The sequence below is a fragment of the Polymorphobacter sp. PAMC 29334 genome, from assembly GCF_019431245.1.
GTDB classification, from domain to species: Bacteria; Pseudomonadota; Alphaproteobacteria; order Sphingomonadales; family Sphingomonadaceae; genus Polymorphobacter_B; species Polymorphobacter_B megasporae.
On sequence record NZ_CP080243.1, the window covers coordinates 126,914 to 145,701 of the forward strand.

Annotated in this window: 16 protein-coding genes; 7 read left to right on the top strand and 9 right to left on the bottom strand. The window is 66.3% G+C overall.

What is annotated here, in order from left to right:
- Positions 1–3 precede the first annotated feature (3 nt).
- Positions 4–741 (top strand): hypothetical protein, encoded by a 738-nt coding sequence (locus KZX46_RS04395; protein WP_219775648.1) that lies wholly within the window; start codon positions 4–6, stop codon positions 739–741.
- Here the strand turns inward: KZX46_RS04395 and KZX46_RS04400 are convergent.
- The 4 genes from KZX46_RS04400 to KZX46_RS04415 all read right to left on the bottom strand — a co-directional run bounded on the left by KZX46_RS04400 (position 707) and on the right by KZX46_RS04415 (position 8,008).
- Entirely contained in the window at positions 707–1,912 is a 1,206-nt protein-coding gene (locus KZX46_RS04400; protein ID WP_219775649.1) for a site-specific integrase, read from the bottom strand. The two genes, KZX46_RS04395 and KZX46_RS04400, sit on opposite strands and share 35 nt — an antisense overlap.
- A gap of 225 nt (positions 1,913–2,137) precedes the next feature.
- Positions 2,138–2,776, bottom strand: coding sequence for a 4'-phosphopantetheinyl transferase superfamily protein (locus KZX46_RS04405; RefSeq protein WP_219775650.1), 639 nt, complete (start codon positions 2,774–2,776; stop codon positions 2,138–2,140).
- Positions 2,740–6,708 (bottom strand): Pls/PosA family non-ribosomal peptide synthetase, encoded by a 3,969-nt coding sequence (locus tag KZX46_RS04410; protein WP_219775651.1) that lies wholly within the window; start codon positions 6,706–6,708, stop codon positions 2,740–2,742. Before KZX46_RS04410 ends, KZX46_RS04405 begins: the two co-directional genes overlap by 37 nt.
- Positions 6,709–6,808: 100 nt before the next feature.
- On the bottom strand, positions 6,809–8,008 hold the full coding sequence (locus tag KZX46_RS04415; RefSeq protein WP_255615252.1) for a CaiB/BaiF CoA-transferase family protein: 1,200 nt from the start codon (positions 8,006–8,008) through the stop codon (positions 6,809–6,811).
- Between the two features lie 710 nt (positions 8,009–8,718).
- On the opposite strand from KZX46_RS04415, the gene KZX46_RS04420 reads away from it, so the two are divergent.
- From KZX46_RS04420 to KZX46_RS04430, 3 genes are all read left to right on the top strand, one after another.
- Positions 8,719–9,723, top strand: coding sequence for an EAL domain-containing protein (locus KZX46_RS04420; protein WP_219775652.1), 1,005 nt, complete (start codon positions 8,719–8,721; stop codon positions 9,721–9,723).
- A complete protein-coding gene (locus tag KZX46_RS04425) occupies positions 9,701–12,178 on the top strand; it encodes an ATP-binding protein (RefSeq protein ID WP_219775653.1) in 2,478 nt (825 codons plus the stop codon). The genes KZX46_RS04420 and KZX46_RS04425 overlap by 23 nt, the downstream gene beginning before the upstream one ends.
- 154 nt (positions 12,179–12,332) lie before the next feature.
- Positions 12,333–12,662: a response regulator gene (locus KZX46_RS04430; protein WP_370647498.1), complete on the top strand. Its 330-nt coding sequence runs from the start codon at positions 12,333–12,335 to the stop codon at positions 12,660–12,662.
- A gap of 35 nt (positions 12,663–12,697) precedes the next feature.
- Here the strand turns inward: KZX46_RS04430 and KZX46_RS04435 are convergent, their stop codons facing one another.
- On the bottom strand, positions 12,698–12,913 hold the full coding sequence (locus tag KZX46_RS04435) for a sulfurtransferase TusA family protein (protein WP_219775654.1): 216 nt from the start codon (positions 12,911–12,913) through the stop codon (positions 12,698–12,700).
- Between the two features lie 93 nt (positions 12,914–13,006).
- On the opposite strand from KZX46_RS04435, the gene KZX46_RS04440 reads away from it, so the two are divergent.
- Positions 13,007–14,275 carry a TCR/Tet family MFS transporter gene (locus KZX46_RS04440; RefSeq protein ID WP_219775655.1) on the top strand — a complete coding sequence of 423 codons (1,269 nt, stop codon included), beginning with the start codon at positions 13,007–13,009 and terminating at the stop codon, positions 14,273–14,275.
- On the opposite strand, the gene KZX46_RS04445 is transcribed toward KZX46_RS04440, so the two are convergent.
- Positions 14,247–14,405: a DUF3309 family protein gene (locus KZX46_RS04445; RefSeq protein WP_216708259.1), complete on the bottom strand. Its 159-nt coding sequence runs from the start codon at positions 14,403–14,405 to the stop codon at positions 14,247–14,249. The genes KZX46_RS04440 and KZX46_RS04445 overlap by 29 nt on opposite strands.
- Before the next feature lie 88 nt (positions 14,406–14,493).
- On the opposite strand from KZX46_RS04445, the gene KZX46_RS04450 reads away from it, so the two are divergent.
- The gene (locus KZX46_RS04450) at positions 14,494–15,840 is read left to right on the top strand and encodes a TldD/PmbA family protein (protein ID WP_219775656.1); all 1,347 of its coding nucleotides are present in this window, start codon (positions 14,494–14,496) and stop codon (positions 15,838–15,840) included.
- Positions 15,841–15,856: 16 nt separating this feature from the next.
- On the opposite strand, the gene KZX46_RS04455 is transcribed toward KZX46_RS04450, so the two are convergent.
- From KZX46_RS04455 to KZX46_RS04465, 3 genes are read right to left on the bottom strand one after another with little or no spacing between them, the layout of a single operon-like run.
- Positions 15,857–16,063, bottom strand: coding sequence for a DUF2945 domain-containing protein (locus KZX46_RS04455; protein WP_216708257.1), 207 nt, complete (start codon positions 16,061–16,063; stop codon positions 15,857–15,859).
- A gap of 3 nt (positions 16,064–16,066) precedes the next feature.
- Entirely contained in the window at positions 16,067–16,777 is a 711-nt protein-coding gene (locus KZX46_RS04460; RefSeq protein WP_219775657.1) for a metallophosphoesterase, read from the bottom strand.
- A 25-nt stretch (positions 16,778–16,802) separates the two neighbouring features.
- Complete coding sequence (locus KZX46_RS04465; protein WP_219775658.1) at positions 16,803–17,618, bottom strand: diacylglycerol kinase family protein; 816 nt, start codon at positions 17,616–17,618, stop codon at positions 16,803–16,805.
- Between the two features lie 152 nt (positions 17,619–17,770).
- On the opposite strand from KZX46_RS04465, the gene KZX46_RS04470 reads away from it, so the two are divergent.
- Positions 17,771–18,655, top strand: a complete 885-nt coding sequence (locus tag KZX46_RS04470; protein WP_219775659.1) for a Ku protein — start codon at positions 17,771–17,773, stop codon at positions 18,653–18,655.
- Positions 18,656–18,788: the final 133 nt, after the last annotated feature.

Consider the following 18,788-nt stretch of genomic DNA (forward strand, 5'->3'; position numbering starts at 1 on the left):
CTCGTGTCGATGAAATTCTCCCGCTTAGGCAGGTCGTCCGGCTCGATCGAACTGCCGGAGACGTGGGCTACGCCGCTCGAGGTGAGTAGATTACTCGACCACACCGCTAAAATGGTCTGCGACGAATGGCTGGCCCGATGTAGGACGATGGCGGTGGCACCAGACGACGCCCCCAACGCCTGGCTTGAAAGAACGTGCTACGCGTTGGTGATGGGCTATATTAAGTCCGAGGCTGAAGACGCTTTTGAGGCTCGTATCGAGCAATATCAGCGTAAGTTGCGAGGCCCGCGTAGCTCGGGCACGATATTTCAGACGGCACTCATGGCGATAACCGCCCACCAAGGGGATGCGATATCAGCAGGGCTTCGGGAACGCGTCGGCAAGCGCCTTTGGCACGCATACCGACACTATGTACCGCCAGTTTTCTTGAACGGCTTTTTCAAACAGATCGGGTCTAAAGATCTGCCGCGTCGAGCGACAGACGAAGAAATTGAGCCTGGTTTCGATGAGTGGATTGCTGAGCAATTAGCTCAGGAAACGAATTTTGATAGCCGAGGCACCTATCCGGGGCGCATCCTGGCGATCATTCCTCCAAGCAAGGAACGAGACTTCGACGATGGTTACGACGGCGTGGACGACGGTGACGATGATCCAGACGAAAGTGGCGATGATCATGAAGGCAATAAGGACGATGATGACGAGTGGTTTACGAGGCCCCTAAGTGAACCGGACGAGGAGTAATAAACTCGGCCCAAGCCTCCATAAGCTCCCGGCGGCGCTCGACTGCCGTACCACGACGGTACGCTCGCTCGGCTTGGTTCTGGATGGTGTGAGCCAGCGCTTGCTCAACGATCTCGCGCGGGAACGCCGTCGCGTCGCCCGCCCAGTCTCGGAATGTCGAACGGAAGCCATGTGTCGTAATGTTGCCGTGGCCCATCCGGCGCAACAGCATCGCCATCGCCATGTTGGAGCGTGCAACTCCGCCGACGGCAAAGACAGGACTGTGGAGTGACGTCTGGCTCGGATTGACTAGCGTGAGAAGCGCGACGGCGGCGCTCGACAAAGGGACGACATGCTCGACGCCAGCTTTCATCCGGCCCGCCGGAATGGTCCACAGCTGCGCCTTTGTGTCAATCTCGCTCCACGTCGCGCCGAGTGCTTCGCCGCTACGAGCGGCCGTCAGAATGACAAACTCCAAACACCGCGCCGCGACCGCTCGACGCTGGCGCAACGCTGCGACGAACTCAGGCGCTTCACTCCACGGCAGCGCAGGATGATGGCCGCGAGCAAGTTTTGACTGCATGGGAAGCAGCAAAGCTAGGTGCCCGCGCCAGACAGCCGGGTTCATCGACTCGCGCGAGCGAAGCCCTCGTGCTTTCGCCGCGTCTAGGGTCTTCTCGATCCGCCCCCTGACGCGCTTGGCGGTCTCGGCCTTGGTCAGCCAGATGGGCTGAAGGACCGCGAGGACGTCGTCGGTCGAGATGTCGCCGATTGGCAGGTCAGTCAAGCCGCGCGCGTGATCCTTGAGGCTCTGGCGCCACTGCTGCCGGTGGACGGCATTCCGCCAACCTGCCTCGACACTCGCGATGTAGTCCTCTGCAAATTTGCCGAACGTGGTTATCTCTACCGGCCCTAGAGGCGTTGCAGGAGCGATAACGGCGCGAGGGTCGCTGCCGGTAGCCACGGCCTCTCGCATTTGTGCTGACAGCCGACGTGCCGTCGCAAGCGGCACCGACGACGCCGGGCCTAAACCGATCTCGACCCTCTTACCCGCCGTTGCGGTCATGAAGACCCAAGCTCGAGCGCCGCCAGGCGTAACCCGCAGATAGAGTCCACCGCCGTCAGAATGTCGGCCGGGATCCTTAGCGGCTGACACCTGCCGCACCGTGAGTCGATTAAGAGCGCGCGCCATGTGAAAAGCTCCGCAACCATAAAAGCAATCCGGTCTTGACCACCCTCATGCCCACTCCCGTGCCCACTTCTAGCACGGTCTGCGACGAATAACAGCGATCAAACATGCACTGCTCGGCAATCGATATGAGCATGGCATTCTTTCAATTACAATTACTTATGGTCTTTGACGAATGTCCGCGCACGCAATCAGCCACAGGAGTTCGATGGACTCCGACTCCGCCAGTCAAATCCCAACAGCAAGCGCGACGACGACGGGGCCGTGCCGCTCGAGCGTGATCGCCAGCGGCGCGGACTCGCCCGCGGCGAGGGTCATGCCGTTGAAAATCCAGCGTCGGGGCGGTGACGTCAGGTCACGGCCATTCGCCTTGAGCGCGGCCTCCTTTGCCGCCCAGACTCCGGCAGGTCCGTGCCATACTGCGAGGTCGGCGGGGCTCGCGTCGAACCCGGCGAGGGCGATATCGCGGGCGGCTTCGGCCTCGGCGACGAGTTCGACGTCGATCCCGACCGGCGTCGGGGCGATCGCCGCTGCGATCCAGCCCGGGCGCCACGCGACGCTGGCGAACACCGTCGGCTCGTTCAGGAACCGACGTCCGCCCGCGCCGCACAGCAGGCGCACATCACGCGCATCGATCCCGAGCACCCGCTGCGCCAGCGCCCCGAGGAGCTGACGGCGGAGGACGCTCGGGGCCCCGCCATGCGCCGCGTCGGCGAGCTGCGCAGTCGTCAACGGGGCGAGGCCTGCGACCTCGGTCTCCGGCAGGAGTAGCGCCACCGGGCCGGTGAAGCTGCCAACGTCGCCGCCGACATCCCCCAGCCTCCAGCCGATCACCGCGCGGCGGGCCGGGCCGGCGATCCCTCCCACGCCGTGCCGGGCGCGAGCGATTCGCCCTTCATCAGGACCGACAGGTCGCCGAGTTCGGCGCCGTCGTCGACCACCGCGTCGTACAGGACGATCGCGAGCGACCCGACCGTCGCGCGGGCACCGATGCGGACCGCCGACACTTTCATCACGCGGTCCTCGAACAGATGCGTCTGGAGCCCGGCGGCGTCGTTCAAAGCCGCGTCGTCGCCGATCTCGATCAGGTCGAATTCGGTCATGTCGGTGGTGTCGAGATAGACGCGGCGGCCGATCTTCGCCCCCATCAGCCGGAAATATGCGGCGAGCCACGGGGTCCCGCGTAGCGGTGCGAGGAGGAGATTGACCGCAAGGTTCTCGTACGTCGCGGTGACGAGTTCGGTCCGCCAGACGAACCAGCTCCACAGCGGCTTGGTCGTCGCGCGATATTCACCGACGACGATCCACTTGAGCGCGACGACCGCAAGTCCGGCGACGAGGACGAAGGCGAAATACAGCGGCGCGAACCAGATCGCGATCGCCTCGGCGGGGTGCGGCATGTCGGCAAGGTCGCCGACGACGCTGAGCAGCAGGCTGAGCAGCGAGATGAAGATCGACAGCGGCAGGATCGTCCGCAGCGTCTCCATCGTCAGTCGCGCCGCGACCAGCCGCTTCGGCGGATTGAAGCGCGCGCCTTCGTCGAACATCGTCGCGACCTGCCGCGCCGGCAGCCGCAGCGGCGGCGAGCCGAACCACGTCGCCCCCGGCGTGGCGGCGAGCGCAGGCTCCTCGGGCGGGCGCGACAGCACGCCGATCAGCGAGTCGTCGCCGAGGATGCTGCCAGCGGGGATCAGCGCGCTGTTGCCGACGAAGGTCCGCCGCCCGACTATCGTCGCGGCGAGGCGGATGCGCCCCGGCTCGGCCTGCGCCGCACCGAGGACGACGCCGTCGGCGATGAAGCTTTCGGGGCCGATCGTGACCAGATCGTGGACCACCGACGTCGCGGTCGAAATCTCGGCGCGGCGGCCGACGTTCGCGCCCATCAGCCGGAACCACGGGCGGACGAACAAGGTCGCATAGATCGGGTGGAGCAGTTCGAGCGCGAGCGCGCCGAGCTGGCGGACGATCCAGAAGCGCAGGTAGAAGCCGCTCGTCACGGCGTGGACACCCGGGCGGACGCGGCCGAGCAGGACCCACTTCACCGCCGCCATCAGCGCGCACATCAGGATGACATAGGCGGTCGCGAGCAGCGGCGAGAAGGCGACGAAGCTATACCCCTCGGTCGACCAGTCGACCTCGATCATCGCGATCAGGCCGGGGGCGATCGGGATCAACGCCGCGATCGGTAACAGGCCGGCGGCGACGAGCAGGGCGAAGGCGGTGACGTGGCGGCGGACAGCACTTGCGCGCGGCGGCAGGTCGGCGGCGTGCTTGCCGGCGAACTCGGCAGGCGATCCCGACCAGCGCTCGCCCGCCGGGATTACCCCAGCGGTCGGTAGCGCCGACAGTCCGTCGAGCATCGCGCCGTCGCCGACGCGCGCGCCGCGCCCGACCACCGCCATCGCGCCGATCGTCGCGCGCGCGCCGACGACGACCGGGCCGAGCTTGAGCAGTCCGCCCTCGACCGCGCTCGTCGCGAGCATCGATCCCGAATCGAGCGAGGCATCATCGCCGATCGTCGCAAGGTCGGCGGTGTCGATGAAATCGCACAGCAGCAGCGCGTCGCGCCCGACCTTCGCTCCGAGCAACCGGTAGTAGGATGCAAAGGCGGGGGTGCCCGCGAGATACTGCGATGCGACGGTCTCGAGGACGCGGCGGACGAACCACCAGCGGAAGTAATAAAGGCCCCACAGCGGATACTCACCCGCCTTGGTCCGCCCGAGGACGAGCCATTTGCACGCGACCGAGATCAGCAACAGGATCGGCGGCAGCGCGATGAACGCCGCGGCTCCTGCTGCCGCCGCCTGCGCGCGCGTCAGGCCGTTCGACGCCCAATAGACATAGGCCAGATACGGCAGCAGCCACTGCAACCCGGCGAAGGCGTAGATCAGCGGCAGCGCGAGCGTCTGCGCGATTGTGCAGAGCACAAAACGCAGTTGCGGCACCGGCGCGAACGCCGTCGTCATCGTCGCCCCCGCCGAGACCCCGCGCGCCGCCAGTCGCGTCGCCAATGCGCGGATCGTCGGCGCAGCGTACAAGTCGTTGATCGACAGCTCGGCGAGCCCCGGCAGCTGGCGTGCGCGCGATACCGCCCGTGCCGCGCGCAACGAATGGCCGCCGAGGTCTTCGAAGAAATCGGCAGTCACCGAGACCGGCAGCGGCGCGAAGATTTCGCTCCATGCTCGGTGGAGTTCGGTTTCCATTGCGGTTTCGGGGGCTTCGATCGAGGTTGGCGCCGCGCGCGCGACCGGCGCGGGGAGTGCCTTGCGGTCGACCTTGCCCGACACCAGCAGTGGCAGCCGGTCGAGCGGCTCGTACAGGCCGGGGCGCATGTACGACGGCAGGCGATTCTTGAGCGCCGCCGCGATCCGGGCGGTGTCGATCGTCGCGCCCGGACGCGCGACGACATAGGCGACAAGCGTTTCGATCCCGTCGGCGGCGTGGAGCGCGCAGACCGCCGCGGCGACGGCGGGGTCGTCGCCGATCGCGGCCTCGATCTCGCCGAGCTCGACGCGGTAGCCGCGGATCTTGACCTGCGTATCGATCCGTCCGGCGAAAGCGATATTGCCGTCGGGCCCGACGGTGACGAGATCGCCCGAGCGGTAGACGAGTTCGGGACCGGCGTCGGCGTCGAGCGTTAGCGTGACGAATTTGGCTGCAGTCTGTTCGGCGAGACCAACATAGCCCTCCCCGACCCCCGGACCGCCGATGACGAGTTCGCCCGGGGTGCCCGGCGGCACCGCGACGAGGTCCTCGCCGACGACCCATGCACGGTAGCCGGGCAGCGGCGTGCCGATCGTCACCGGCGCGGTCGCGCTCAACTCGGCCCACGTCGCGGTCACCGACGTCTCGGTCGGGCCATAGGTGTTGAGCAGCCGCAGCCCGTCGCGCGCCCAGCGCCGCGCGAGGTCGGGCGGGCACGCCTCGCCGCCGAGGTTGATCAGGCGGACGTGCGGCAGCGGCGTATCGACGACCGCGAGGAGCGACGGCACGCAATGCCAGACGGTGACACCTTCGCGGGCGATCGCGACGGCGACTTCGGGGCCGCTTTTCGCCAGCGCCTCGCTCGAGACGACGAGCTCGGCCCCGGCGAGGAAGGCGGGCCACATCTCCTCGAGCGACATGTCGAAGGCGAGGCTGAAGCCCTGAAAGACGACGTCGGCGGTGGTCAGGCCGAGGATCGCACTTTCCGAGCGGACCAGATGCGCGATATTACGGTGACGGATCGCGACGCCCTTGGGCCGCCCGGTCGTCCCCGAGGTGTAGATGATATAGGCGAGGTCGTCGGGGGTGTTGGCGGTCGAGCTTCGCGTGAAATGCCACGCCTCGCCGGTCGCGATCTCGCCGAGGCGGTCGTCGAGCGGCACGACCTGCGGGTGGGTGAAGTCGTGGAGGCGTTCGACCGTCGTCAGGATCAGCTTGGCCGCAGCATCGGCGGCGATGAAGTCGATCCGTTCGGCGGGAAAGCCCCAGTCGACCGGGACATAGGCGGCACCCGCCTGGAGGACGCCGAGGATCGCGGCGAACTGGTCGAGGCCGCGCGGCAGGCACAGCACGACGCGGTCGCCCCGCGCGACGCCGCGATCACGGAGGAAGTGCGCGACCTGCGCTGCCCGGCGGCCGAGATCGGCGTAGGTGAGCGTGCTGCGCCGTCCACTCGCGACATCGGGATCGGCGAGGCGCAGCGCGGTCGCATCGGGCGAACGCGCTGCGGTCGCAGCGAAAATCTCGTGGAGCAGCTCGTCGCGCGCGTACGGCGGCTGAGGGTACGGCGGCGATGCCGGTTCGATCGGGTGCATGGGGCTTCGGATCGGTCCAGCTGCGCGGAGAATTGGCTGGCTTTACGTCGTGGCGGCGCGATCGGCTAGGGTCTGCGGTGTCGCCGGAGTGCGCTGCGTATCAATCGTGCTGCGCGATGACCCCTGCCGCGACGAGGCTGTCGAGCGCCGCGTCGTCGATCGTGAGCCAGTCGGACAACGCCTCACGCGTGTGTTGCCCGAGAAACGGCGGCGGGGCACGATAATCGGCGGGCGTCGCCGACAGCTTGCCGGGAAACGCGACCGAGGGGATGACGACGCCGTCGTCGCGCTCGAAATTGTGGACCGTTCCGCGTGCGGCGATGACGGGATCGGCGAAGACCTGCGGGATCGAGTTGACCGGCCCGGCGGGGACGCCGCACGCCGACAGGCGCTCGATCAACGCGGCACCGTCGAGGATGCCGACACGCGCCTGAACCTCGGCCTCGATCGCATCGCGGTTGGCGAGGCGGGCGCGGCTAGTGGCAAAGCGCGGGTCGGTCCCGAGTTCGGCGATGCCGAGTTCGGTGCACAGGGCGCGGAACTGCCCGTCGTTGCCGACCGCAATGACGATCGTCCCGTCGGCGGCGTCGAAGGTCGTGTACGGCACGATCGTCGGATGGCGGTTGCCCATGCGGCCGGGAGTGACACCGCCCGCGAGCCAGTTGAGCGACTGGTTGGCGAGCATCGCGATCTGCGTGTCGAGCAGCGCGACGTCGATATGCTGGCCGACCCCGGTCGCCTCGGCATGGCGCAGCGCCATCATGATGCTGACCGTCGCGTACATGCCGGTGGCGAGATCGCACGACGCGACCCCGGCGCGCAGTGGTGGGCCGTCGGCCTCGCCGGTGATGCTCATGAACCCGCCCATCGCCTGCGCGACGAAATCATAGCCCGCACGGTCGGCGTACGGCCCGGTCTGGCCGAAGCCCGTGATCGAGCAATAGACCAGCCGCGGATTGATCGCCGCAAACGTGGGATAGTCGAGGCCGTACTTCGCCAGCCCGCCGACCTTGAAGTTCTCGACGACGATATCGGCCTCGGCCGCGAGGCGAAGCAGCAAGGCGCGCCCTTCGGCATGCGCGATGTCGATCGCGGCCGAGCGCTTGTTGCGGTTGCACGACAGGTAATACGCGCTCTCGCCGAGCGCGTCGGGATCGTCGGGCGACCCGACGAACGGCGGGCCCCACGCGCGGGTATCGTCACCGCGACCGGGCAATTCTATCTTGAGGACGTCGGCGCCAAAGTCGGCCAGGATCTGGGTGCACCACGGCCCGGCAAGCACGCGCGAGAGATCAAGCACGCGGACGCCGTCAAGAACTCGGATCGGTACCGGACTAATTCGAGCCACCCGTGTAGCTCCCAGCGTCGGTAATCAAGCTGGCAGCCAGTCTGATGAAAGAGATCGTCGCACCCTGGAAATATGATTGCGGGCAATCGTTACCGCCATCGACCAGATCGAATCAAGATCGCAAGGGGATTCAGCCGGACCCGATGTAGAAGGGCAACGCCCCAACAAACAAACTCCGCCGTCGACCAAAAGCCGACAGCGGAGCTATGTCTTCGTCAATACGAGCGACTTCTGAAGAAGTCCTCTCGAATAGACTATCCGCGTCTTACTGCGCCCAGGGCGGGATGTCGCGGAAAAAGGTAGAGATAATACCGAGCAGGATACCCATAATTCGAACTCCACAGTTGGCGTCGTTGCAGTCTATATTCTGTTGACCATATTTTCTCTTGACGCGCAAGAGGCCACGTCCAAAAGTTAGTGGTTTTTTTCCATTAATACCGATTTTTCTCTGAAGACGCGAAAATCCCTTTGACTATAAACACTTATAAACCTTCGTAAATAGTCTGTTAAGGACTTGCGCGTCGTTTTTGGCGGGGCAGGCGGCTGAAAAAGCACTGCTACCGGGTCGAACCGCACAGACGAGAGATTGATTTCTGCCCTATGCTGATTCGCGACCTGATAAAAGCTGTCGATAGTGAGCCGGTTTAGCGCTAGGCTGCAGCGTGACCGACGCTCTTCGCCTCTATACCAAAATCGCCGCTGCGGTCGGCCATACGTTTGCCCGTTTCTCGAACCCCGCCAATGCCCGCACCGACCCGGCCGAGCGGATACGGCGGCGGCGCGCCCGCGATTATGCGCGGCTTCTGCGCAGCGAACTCGACTGCGCGCTGGAGAGCGGCGAAATCTATCTCGTCTACCAGCCCAAGCTCTGCCTGCGCCGCGGGATCTACGACGGTGTCGAGGCGCTTATCCGGTGGCAACACCCCAATCTCGGTGAGGTCGATCGCGGCAGTGTCATCACGATCGCCGAGGAGTCGGGTCAGATCAACAGTCTGACCTTATGGGTGCTGCGACAGGCGATTTCCGACCAGAAACGACTGCTTAAGCAAGGCATCGAGCTTCGCTTCCACGTCAACATGTCGGGAAAGTCGCTCAGTAACGACGTCTTCGTCGCCGACGTGTGCGCGATGGTGAAATCGGCCCCGGGCGTGATCGGTTTCGAAATAACCGAGACAGCATTCATCGATCATCCCGCGGCGGCGCTCGTCAATTTCCACCTGCTCGCGGCGTCGGGCATTCGCCTCTCGATCGACGACTACGGCTCGGGCCATTCATCGCTCGCGTATTTGAAGGAACTGCCCGCCGACGAATTGAAGATCGACAAGCTGTTCGTCAGCGGCATGACCAAGAGCAACCGCGATCCACTGATCGTTAGGTCGACGATCGACCTTGCCCACGCGCTCGGGATGCGGGTCGTTGCCGAAGGCGTCGAAAGCCATGCGACCCTCGCCTTGCTCCGCGTCATGGGCTGCGACGTCGCACAAGGCTTTTTCATCAGCCCCGCGCTCAGGATCGCGCAGCTCGAGACATTTCTTCGCGACACCGCGCACCTGGCACGGCTGACCAACACCGACACCTCGCTCACGCCGGCAAAAGCGTTCTGGATCCGGTCCGAGCGCGACAACCCACCGGGAGCAGTCGCAGATGGCGCAACCGCGACGGATTAGCCTTACGCGCAGCATCTGCGCGGTTGGCCTGGCACTTGTCGTCGCACTGTCGGCGCCGGCCGCCGCATCGACGCCGCGAACGGCCGCCCCCATCGATCACAAAGCGTTCGATGCCGCCATCGTCCAGACCAGGGCGGCGATGCTCGGCGATCCGGTTCGCGCCGCGCGTCTGGCGGAGGATGCCGGCAAGATCGCGGTCGGATGGCCGCCGGGCGATGCGCGCGACATTGCCTTCGCGACCTCGCAATGGCTCGAAGGCGAAGCCGCGTTTCGAACCAACGACGTCTCGACAGCACAGGCGCGGATCGTGGTCGCCTTGCACACCGTCGAGCGTATCGCGCCGGGTTCGAAGCTGCAGGCCGACCTGCTGCTGACGCGGGCGAGGATCGCGGTCGAGCAGGGGCGGCCCCAGGCCGGGCTGATCGACCTCCAGCAGGCCTATGGCATGTTCGCCAAGCTTGGCGATGCGCGTAACGAGGCGAAAGCGCTGCAGAGCATTGGCTCGATCTATCAAGACGCGCAGGACTTCAACCGCGTCCTTTATTACTACCGGCAGGCGCGCGAAGTTTACCCGAGCGATCCGACGCTCGGTCTGTCCGCCAGCAATAATATGGCGAACGCTTACGCCCAGACCGGCCGGCCGGATTCGGCGATGCAGGAATACAAACATGCGCTCGGCCTCGCGCAGCAACTGGGAAGTCCGCTTCTGAGTGCTCGTATCCTGAACAATATCGCCGATCTACAAATCATCGACAGGAAGTTTGCGGCCGCCCGGCTGACGATCCGGCAGGGGCTCACGTTGACGACCGATCCCAAGGCGAGTGCCGAGCGGCCCTCGCTGCTCGGCGCGCAGGCGCGGCTCGAACTCGCGGAGGGAAATCCCGACGCTGCAGTCCGTGCGATCGAGTCGGCCTTTGCCAACGCCGAGAACACGACGACCGACCAGACCTACCGCCCGATCCACCTGACCGCATACCGCGCATACAAGCTGACGGGGGATTATCAGCGCGCGCTCGACCACCTCGAATCGTTCCGCACACTCGACGAAGCCGGGCGGACCCTCGCCACCTCGACGAGCTCGTCGCTGATCGCCGCACGCTTCGATTTCGTGAACCAGAATGCCAAGATCGCCACGTACAAGACGGAGAAGCTCGAGGCGGCGGTGACGCTCGCGCGGCTCGAGGCACGGCAACGGACCTTGCTGCTTGCGGGCCTGCTCGTTCTCGTCGCCGGTGCCGCGTTATTTCTGATCATCTACCTCAAGGCGCTTCGTCGCAGCCGCAACGAGATCCTCGCGGCGAACCGCCAACTCGAGCAGACCAACTCCGAACTCGCCGAGGCGCTGCTCGCCAAGTCGCAGTTCCTCGCGACCACGAGCCACGAAATCCGCACCCCGCTCAACGGTATCCTCGGCATGACCCAGGTCATGCTCGCCGACCGGACCGTCACCGGCGGGACTCGCGAGCGGCTTGGGCTGGTTCATTCGGCGGGGCAGGCGATGCGCACGCTGGTCGACGACATCCTCGACTTCGCCAAGATGGATTCGGGGGCGCTGGCGATCGAATCGGGCACGGTCGATGTCGCCATCGTGTTGCCGGACCTCGTCGCATTGTGGCGCGTCGAAGCGCTCGACAAGGGGATCACCCTCGATCTCGTCGTCGACAAGACCCTCGTGCCGATCGTCACAGACGTCGTCCGGCTGCGCCAGATCACCTTCAACCTGCTGTCGAACGCGGTTAAATTCACCACCGAGGGGTCGGTCCGCATCACCGCCGCGCCGACAACGCTCGATGGTACCGAACAGGTCGAGATCGCGTTTCGCGACACCGGTGTCGGCATCCCCGCCGAAGCCTTCGAAACGATTTTCGAACCCTTCCGCCAGCTCGACACGAGCACCACCCGGCGCTTCGGCGGGACCGGGCTCGGGCTCGCCATCTCGCGCCATCTCGCCCGCGCGCTCGGCGGCAACATCGTCGTCGACAGCGTTCTCGGCGAAGGGTCGGTCTTCAAATTGCAGATTCCCTACACGATCGCCGTCGCGGCCGTGCCGGTCGTGCCGCAGGTCGCCGACCGCGCCAGCCGTGCGCGACCAGAATTACTGATCGTCGGCCCCAACCCGATCGCGCGAAGCATGCTGCGGACCCGGCTCGATCCGCACTTCGACCGGTGCGGCGCCTGCGATGTCGCCGAGGCGATCGAGCGGACCGGGCAGGACCAGCCCGACATCGTTCTGATCGATGCCGAGGGTCTCGAAAGCGATGATTTGACCGGCGTGGTCGCTCGGCTCGCGGCGCTGCCGGTCGCAGTCGCGGTACTCGTCCCGGCGGGAATGGCGGCATCCGCCGACGTCCTTCACAGCCATGGGGCCGGCGCGATCATCGTCAAGCCGGTCAGCATCGACGGGCTCCGCGACGCCCTCGCCGCTTTGCCCCAAGCGGCACTCGTGTCATGCTAATCCCGGTCATTTATTGTTCAGCATGGTTTTTTGGACCCGAGTGAACTAGCGATGGATTGACGGACGGACATCGGTGAGTCCGCATGAGGTATCGATGCAGGTACTGGCGATCGAGGACGATGCCCTGAATCGACGCGTCGTGCGCGATATGCTCATGGTTGCGGGTGTTGGCATGGACGAAGCCGACAGCGCCGAGAAGGGCCTGCGGATGATCGACGGGATGGATTTCGATGCCATCCTGATGGACTTGCGGATGCCCGGCATGGATGGATTTGAAGCGATCGGACTGATCCGCCAGCGCCACGACGCCAAGGCGTTGCTGCCGATCATCGTCATCACCGCCGACGCCGCCGATAATTTGCGCGCGCAGTGTCTCGCGCACGGTGCCGATGAGCTCCTGCTCAAGCCGGTCGCGATGGAGGAACTGTTCGACGCGATCGGTCGCGTCATCGCCGCGCGCTCCGATGGGTCGATGATGGTCTGACGCCTGTAAGGCCTCACCTCCAGGCCAAGCCGACCTCAGCCGCCGACGACGAATCGCATACTTCCCGCCGCGCTTTCGCTGGCAATGATCTTCAGCCCGCGCCCGGCAGCGAACGCCGCAACCTCACCTGCCGCCGCCGGGTCGTCGCTGAGCAATTCGACGGACGCGCCGTCGCGCAACGCCCGCGCCAGCCTGAGAACCGGCCAGGGACAGCGGAGCCCGCGCGCATCGATCAGGGTCGGGCCGGTCATCGATCTCCTATAGCATGACACGAGCGCGCGACGGGAGCAGCGCCACGAGACGACGCGCGACCCGGCTTTGCGGTTGCGCTAATGCTGACGCCGATGACCAGTTCACCCCCCGCCCCGGACCCCACCGCCGCTCCATCACGCCACCCCCACGCACTCGCCTTCATCTTCGTCACCATCCTGATCGACGTGATCGGCTTCGGCATCATCATGCCGGTGCTGCCGGAGCTGATCATGTCATTGGCGCGGGTCGAAATCGGCGAGGCGGCGCGCATCGGCGGCTATCTGATGCTGGCGTATTCGGCGATGCAGTTCGTGTCGGGGCCGGTGCTCGGCGGCTTGTCGGATAAATACGGCCGGCGACCGATCCTGCTCGCGTCATTGACCGCGTTCGGCCTCGACTATCTGCTGACCGGGTTCGCGCCGACACTGGCGTGGCTGTTCGCCGGGCGGATCATTGCCGGCATCACCGGCGCGTCGTTCAACAGCGCCTATGCCTATATCGCCGACGTCACCCCGCCCGAGCGGCGGACGCAGGACTTCGGGCTGCTCGGCTTTGCGTTCGGCGTTGGGTTCATCATCGGACCGGCAATCGGCGGATTGCTTGCGGTGTACGGCGCGCGGACGCCGTTCTTTGTCGCGGCGGGTCTCGCGCTGGTCAACGTCGCTTATGGGTATCTCGCTCTGCCCGAGTCGCTCGCCAAGGCCGACCGGCGCGCCTTCGACTGGCGTCGCGCGAATGTCTGGGGATCGCTCGTCCGGTTGCGCGCGCTGCGCCCGATCGTCCTGACCCTCGCCAGCGCGACCTTTCTGTGGAGCTTCGCGCAGATGTCGCTCCAGTCGACGTGGAATTACTTCACCCTCGCGCGGTTCGGCTGGAGCGTGAAGCAGGTTGGGTGGTCGCTCGCGGCGGTCGGGGTCTCGGCGATCATCGCGCAGGCGGTCCTGACCCGCGTGCTGATCCCGCGCTTCGGCGAAAAGCGCCTCGTGCCTTGGGCCGTGCTGAGCGCGATCGCGAGCTATGTCATTTACGCCAGCGCGAGCGAAGGCTGGATGATGTACGCCGGTATTGCGGTCGGCACGCTCGGCGGATTGGTCTACCCGTCGCTGCAGTCACTGATGTCGCAGGAGGTCGGGCGCGATTCGCAGGGCGAGTTGCAGGGCGCGGTGTCGAGCCTCGTCAGCCTTGCAGCGATCGTCGGGCCGCCAGTGATGACGCAGGCCTTCGCCTATTTCTCGAGCCCCGCCGCCCCGGTCCATCTGCCGGGGGCGGCGTTCGTGCTCGCGGCGCTGCTCGCCTGCGGCACGTTCTTCCTGTTCGAACGTGCGATCGGGACTAGATCCGACCCATCAGCACCAGAATGACGACGATGACGACGATCAGGCCGAGCCCGCCCGACGGGCCGTAGCCCCAGCCGCTCGAATAACCCCAGCTCGGCAGCGAGCCGATCAGGAGGAGGATGAGGACGATGAGAAGGATCGTGCCGATGCCCATATTTTTGCTCCCTGTATCTATGGTTGGGGCTCAACGCCCCGCCTCCGTAACGGTTGCGTCGCCCGGTCACCGTCCCTAAGTCGCGACTATGCTTAAAGTCGATGCGGCGATCGATCGCCTGACCCATGCCCTTGCCGCCGCCAAGGCCGCCGGGGCCGACGCCGCCGATGCGGTCTATGTTGGCGACGCCTCGACCTCGGTCAGCGTCCGCCTCGGCGCCCTCGAGGATATCGGCCGATCCGAAGGTGAGGAGGTCGGCCTGCGCGTCTTCGTCGGGCGGCGATCGGCGAGCGTGTCGACGTCGGACCTGTCGATCGCGGCGATGACCGCGGTCGTCGACCGTGCGGTCGCGATGGCGCGCGAGGCCCCCGAGGACGAATACGCCGGGCTCGCCCCCGCCGACCGGCTGATGCACGACGACCCCCCGGCGCTCGATCTCGACGACGGCGGCGACCCCCCGGCCGAACTTCTCAAGTCGCTCGCGATCGAGGCCGAAGACGCCGCGCGCAGCGTCGCCGGCGTGACCAACTCCGAAGGCGGCGGCGGCAGTGCCGGGCGCGCGGTGATGGCGCTGGTGACGTCGACCGGTTTCGCCCGCGGCTACCGCGGCACGAGCTACGGCGTGTCGGCGAGCGTCATCGCGGGCGAGGGCCAAGCGATGCAGCGCGATTACGCCTATCACAGCGTCCGCCACTTCGCCGACCTCGACGCCGCCGCCGTCATCGGCCGCGAGGCGGGCGAGCGCGCGACGCGACGGGTCAATCCGTCGAAGCTCAACACGCAGGCGATCACGATCGTGTTCGATCCGCGCGTCGGCTCGTCGCTGCTCGGGCATCTCGTCGGGTCGATCACCGGCTCGTCGATCGCACGCGGGACGAGTTTCCTGCGCGACAGCCTCGGCGCCGAGATATTCGCCCCCGGCGTGACGATCCGCGACGAACCGCACCGCATCCGCGGCCTCCGCTCGCGCCCGTTCGACGGCGAGGGGCTGGCGACGACGGCGCGGTCGATCATCGACGCCGGGCGGCTGACCGGCTGGCTGATGGACTCGGCGAGCGCGCGCCAGCTTGGCCTCGAGCCGACTGGCCACGCCGCGCGGGGCGTGTCGGGCCCCCCGGGAGCGGGGCCATCGAACCTCCATATGGTGGCGGGGACGACGAGCCGCGCCGACCTGCTTAAGGGCATCAAGCACGGCTTCTACGTCACCGAGCTGATCGGCATGGGCGTCAACGGCCTGACCGGCGACTATAGCCGCGGCGCCAGCGGCTATCTGATCGAGGACGGCCAGTTGACGGTGCCGGTCGCCGAGGTGACGATCGCGGGCAATCTAAAAGACATGTTCCGCAACCTGACCCCCGCCGACGACCTCGTCTTCCGCCACGCGACGAACGTGCCAACGATCCGCATCGACGGGATGACGCTCGCGGGGGGCTGACGGCGGAGAGTCCGGCCTACTTCGCCTTCTTCAGCGCTTCCGGTTTGTGCGCCGCCTCGCCGCCCTTGTCGGACTTGACGATATATTCGGGGTTGTCCTTCGACGCGGCAACCTTGTGGCCCTTGATCTTCGTCGGGGTAGTGACCTTCTTCACCACCTTGCCGACCGAGTGGCCGCCGCTCGAATCCCACTCGACCTTGTCACCCTTCTTCAAGTCCGCCATCGCTCACTCCATCACGCGGGCCACGACGCCGATTGATCCGGCGTCGATCGTCAGTTCGTTGAACGACGGCGGCGAGACGCGGATGCGTTCGGACAACGTCCCCGCGCCGATCAGCCGCACGCCGTCGACGACGATGTCGAACGGCTCGTGGGTATGACCGCTGAGCACGGCGTCGACCCCCGTTGCCGCCAACGCCGCCAGCGCCCGCCGCCCGCCGCGCGTCCGATGGCGGCTCCCGAGCCCGCCGAGCGGATGGTGCCCGGCGACAATCTTCATGTTTTCAGGCGGCGCCTTCGCCAACAGCGCGAGCGTCTCGGCGAGGCGATGCGGCCGGACGATCCCCTCGGCCCAGTTACGCCGGAGCTGGGCGCGCGTTGCGGTCCGCAGCGGTACGATCGACACGCCCGGCAGCACCAGCGGCCGCTCGACGGTGCGTTCTAGCCGGTCGAAGCGCTTGGTCGGATCGGTGAAGCGCTCCCACAGGTTGAACAGCGGCATGTCGTGATTGCCGAGCTCGACCGTCACCGGGACGTTGAGCGCGACCAGCCACTCGCACGCGGCGGTGAATTCGCGGCGGCGCGCAGCGGCGGTGAGGTCGCCGGTCATGATCACCGCGTCGGGCTGCTCGGCGGCGACGGCGGCGGCGAACCACGCCAGCGCGTCGCGGTCCTCGGTCCCGAAATGCAGGTCGGAGACGTGGAATAAGCGGGTCATGAAGTAGGCCCTCGGCCTTGGGTCGTCATGCCTTGGTCGCGATGAACGTGAGGCGGGTCACCGCGTGCTCGACATGGACCGGCGCGCGCAGCTTCGCGGGCTCGCCATCGAACAGCACCGACACCTGCCGCGATGAGGCGAGGTCGACCGACGGCGCATAGGTGACGGTGACGCCATCGGCATCGCGCCAGTCACCGAGCAGCCACGACCAGCCGAGCCGTGCAGCGATGAACCAGCTGTCGGTGCTGACCGCGGCGATTTCGAGATCATGGTCGCGCGGAGTGACGATCACCGCACGGTGCCGCCCTGAGTTGGCCCCTTCCCCGACGACGCGGATCGTCCGCGCGAAGGTCTTGCGCGCGGCGTAGCGCAATGCGCGGGTCACCTTCGACCACGCGCCGCTGCGGACATATTCGCGCGCGTGGAACCACGACGACGCCGGGCCGAGGATGACCCCGACCATGGCCCGGTGCTGGCCGCAGATCGCGATGGGGACGTGGATCGCGTGCCCGTTCGGCGCGCGCTTGAGGACTTCGGCCCAGCCGATGTCGCCGTGGAGCTGCTTCGCCAGCCCGTTCATCGTTCCCCCGGGCAGGATCAGCGCGGTCCCGTCCCAGTCCTCGACTTTGCACGTCGCCGCATTGATCGTGCCGTCGCCGCCGAAGACGACGAGCGTATCGACCCCGGCGGCGTCGAGCACCGTCGCATTGGGAAGCGTCTCGGCCGGAAATGCGGTCCGCCCGGCGATGACATAGTCACCGCACGCCTGCTCGAACTCGCCGACGATCGCGTCGCTCGTCGATCCGCTCGCGGTATTGAGGACGAGCCAGAGTGTCTTCATGCGTCCCCCCGGCGCGCGGCCGCGCGCCTCACTTAACGTCCTAGCGCGAGAGCGCGCGCCTCCCTAGCGCCCCATCGTCGTCGCGGTTCCCGTTTCGGTGGCGGAACGACTCGCGCACGCATAAGTTGATCCGGCGACAATGGAGGGACGACATGGCCGCGCGCGCCTATTGGTCGGGACAGCTGCGCCTCGCGCTCGTCTCGATCCCGATCGAGCTCTATTCGGCGACACGAAGCGCCGGGACGATCGCGCTCAACCAGATCCATGAGCCAAGCGGCAAGCGGATCAAGTATGAGAAGACCGTCCCCGGCCTCGGCACGGTCGACCCCGACGAGATCGTCAAGGGTTTCGAGGTCGAAAAGGGCAAGTATGTCATCCTGTCCGACGACGAGATCGAGGGGGTCAAACTCGAATCGAAGAAGACGCTCGAACTCACCCAGTTCGTCGACGCCGCCGAGATCGACCCGATCTACTTCGAAAAGCCGTATTTCTGCGTCCCCAAGGACGAGCTCGCCGAGGAGGCGTTCTGCGTCATCCGCGACGCGCTGAAGGCGGCGAAGAAGGTCGGGCTCGGCCAGTTGGCGATGCGCGGCCACGAGTATCTGATCAGCCTCAAGCCGTGCGGGCGCGGGATGATCCTCGAGACGCTGCGCTATGAGGAGGAGGTCAACAAGGCGAGCGGGTTCTTCCGCTCGATCCCCGACGACGCCGCGACGCCTGAACTGATGGAGCTGGCGACGGCGCTGATCGACAAGCGCACCGCGAAGTTCGATCCGGGCAAGTTCCACGATCGTTACGAGGATGCGCTGCGCGCGCTGATCGACGAGAAGCGCGGCAAGAAGGTCGCCGATGTCGAGAACAATGAGCCTGCGCCAAAGGCATCGAACGTGATCGACCTGATGGCGGCGTTGAAGGCGTCGATCGAGAAGGGCGGCGCGGCCCCGGCGGCGGCTCCGCCGAAGGTTGCACCGCGCAAGGCGAAGGCGGCGGCGAAGGCCGAGCCGGAGACCAAGGCCCCGGCGAGGAAGCGCGCGTGACCCTCTGGGTTGCCACGATCAAAGTGCGCGACTGCTCATTTTTATAACGTCATCCCCGCGAAGGCGGGGACCCATCACCCCAACCGTCCGTGGTGATGGGCCCCCGCCTTCGCGGGGATGACGGCAGAGATCG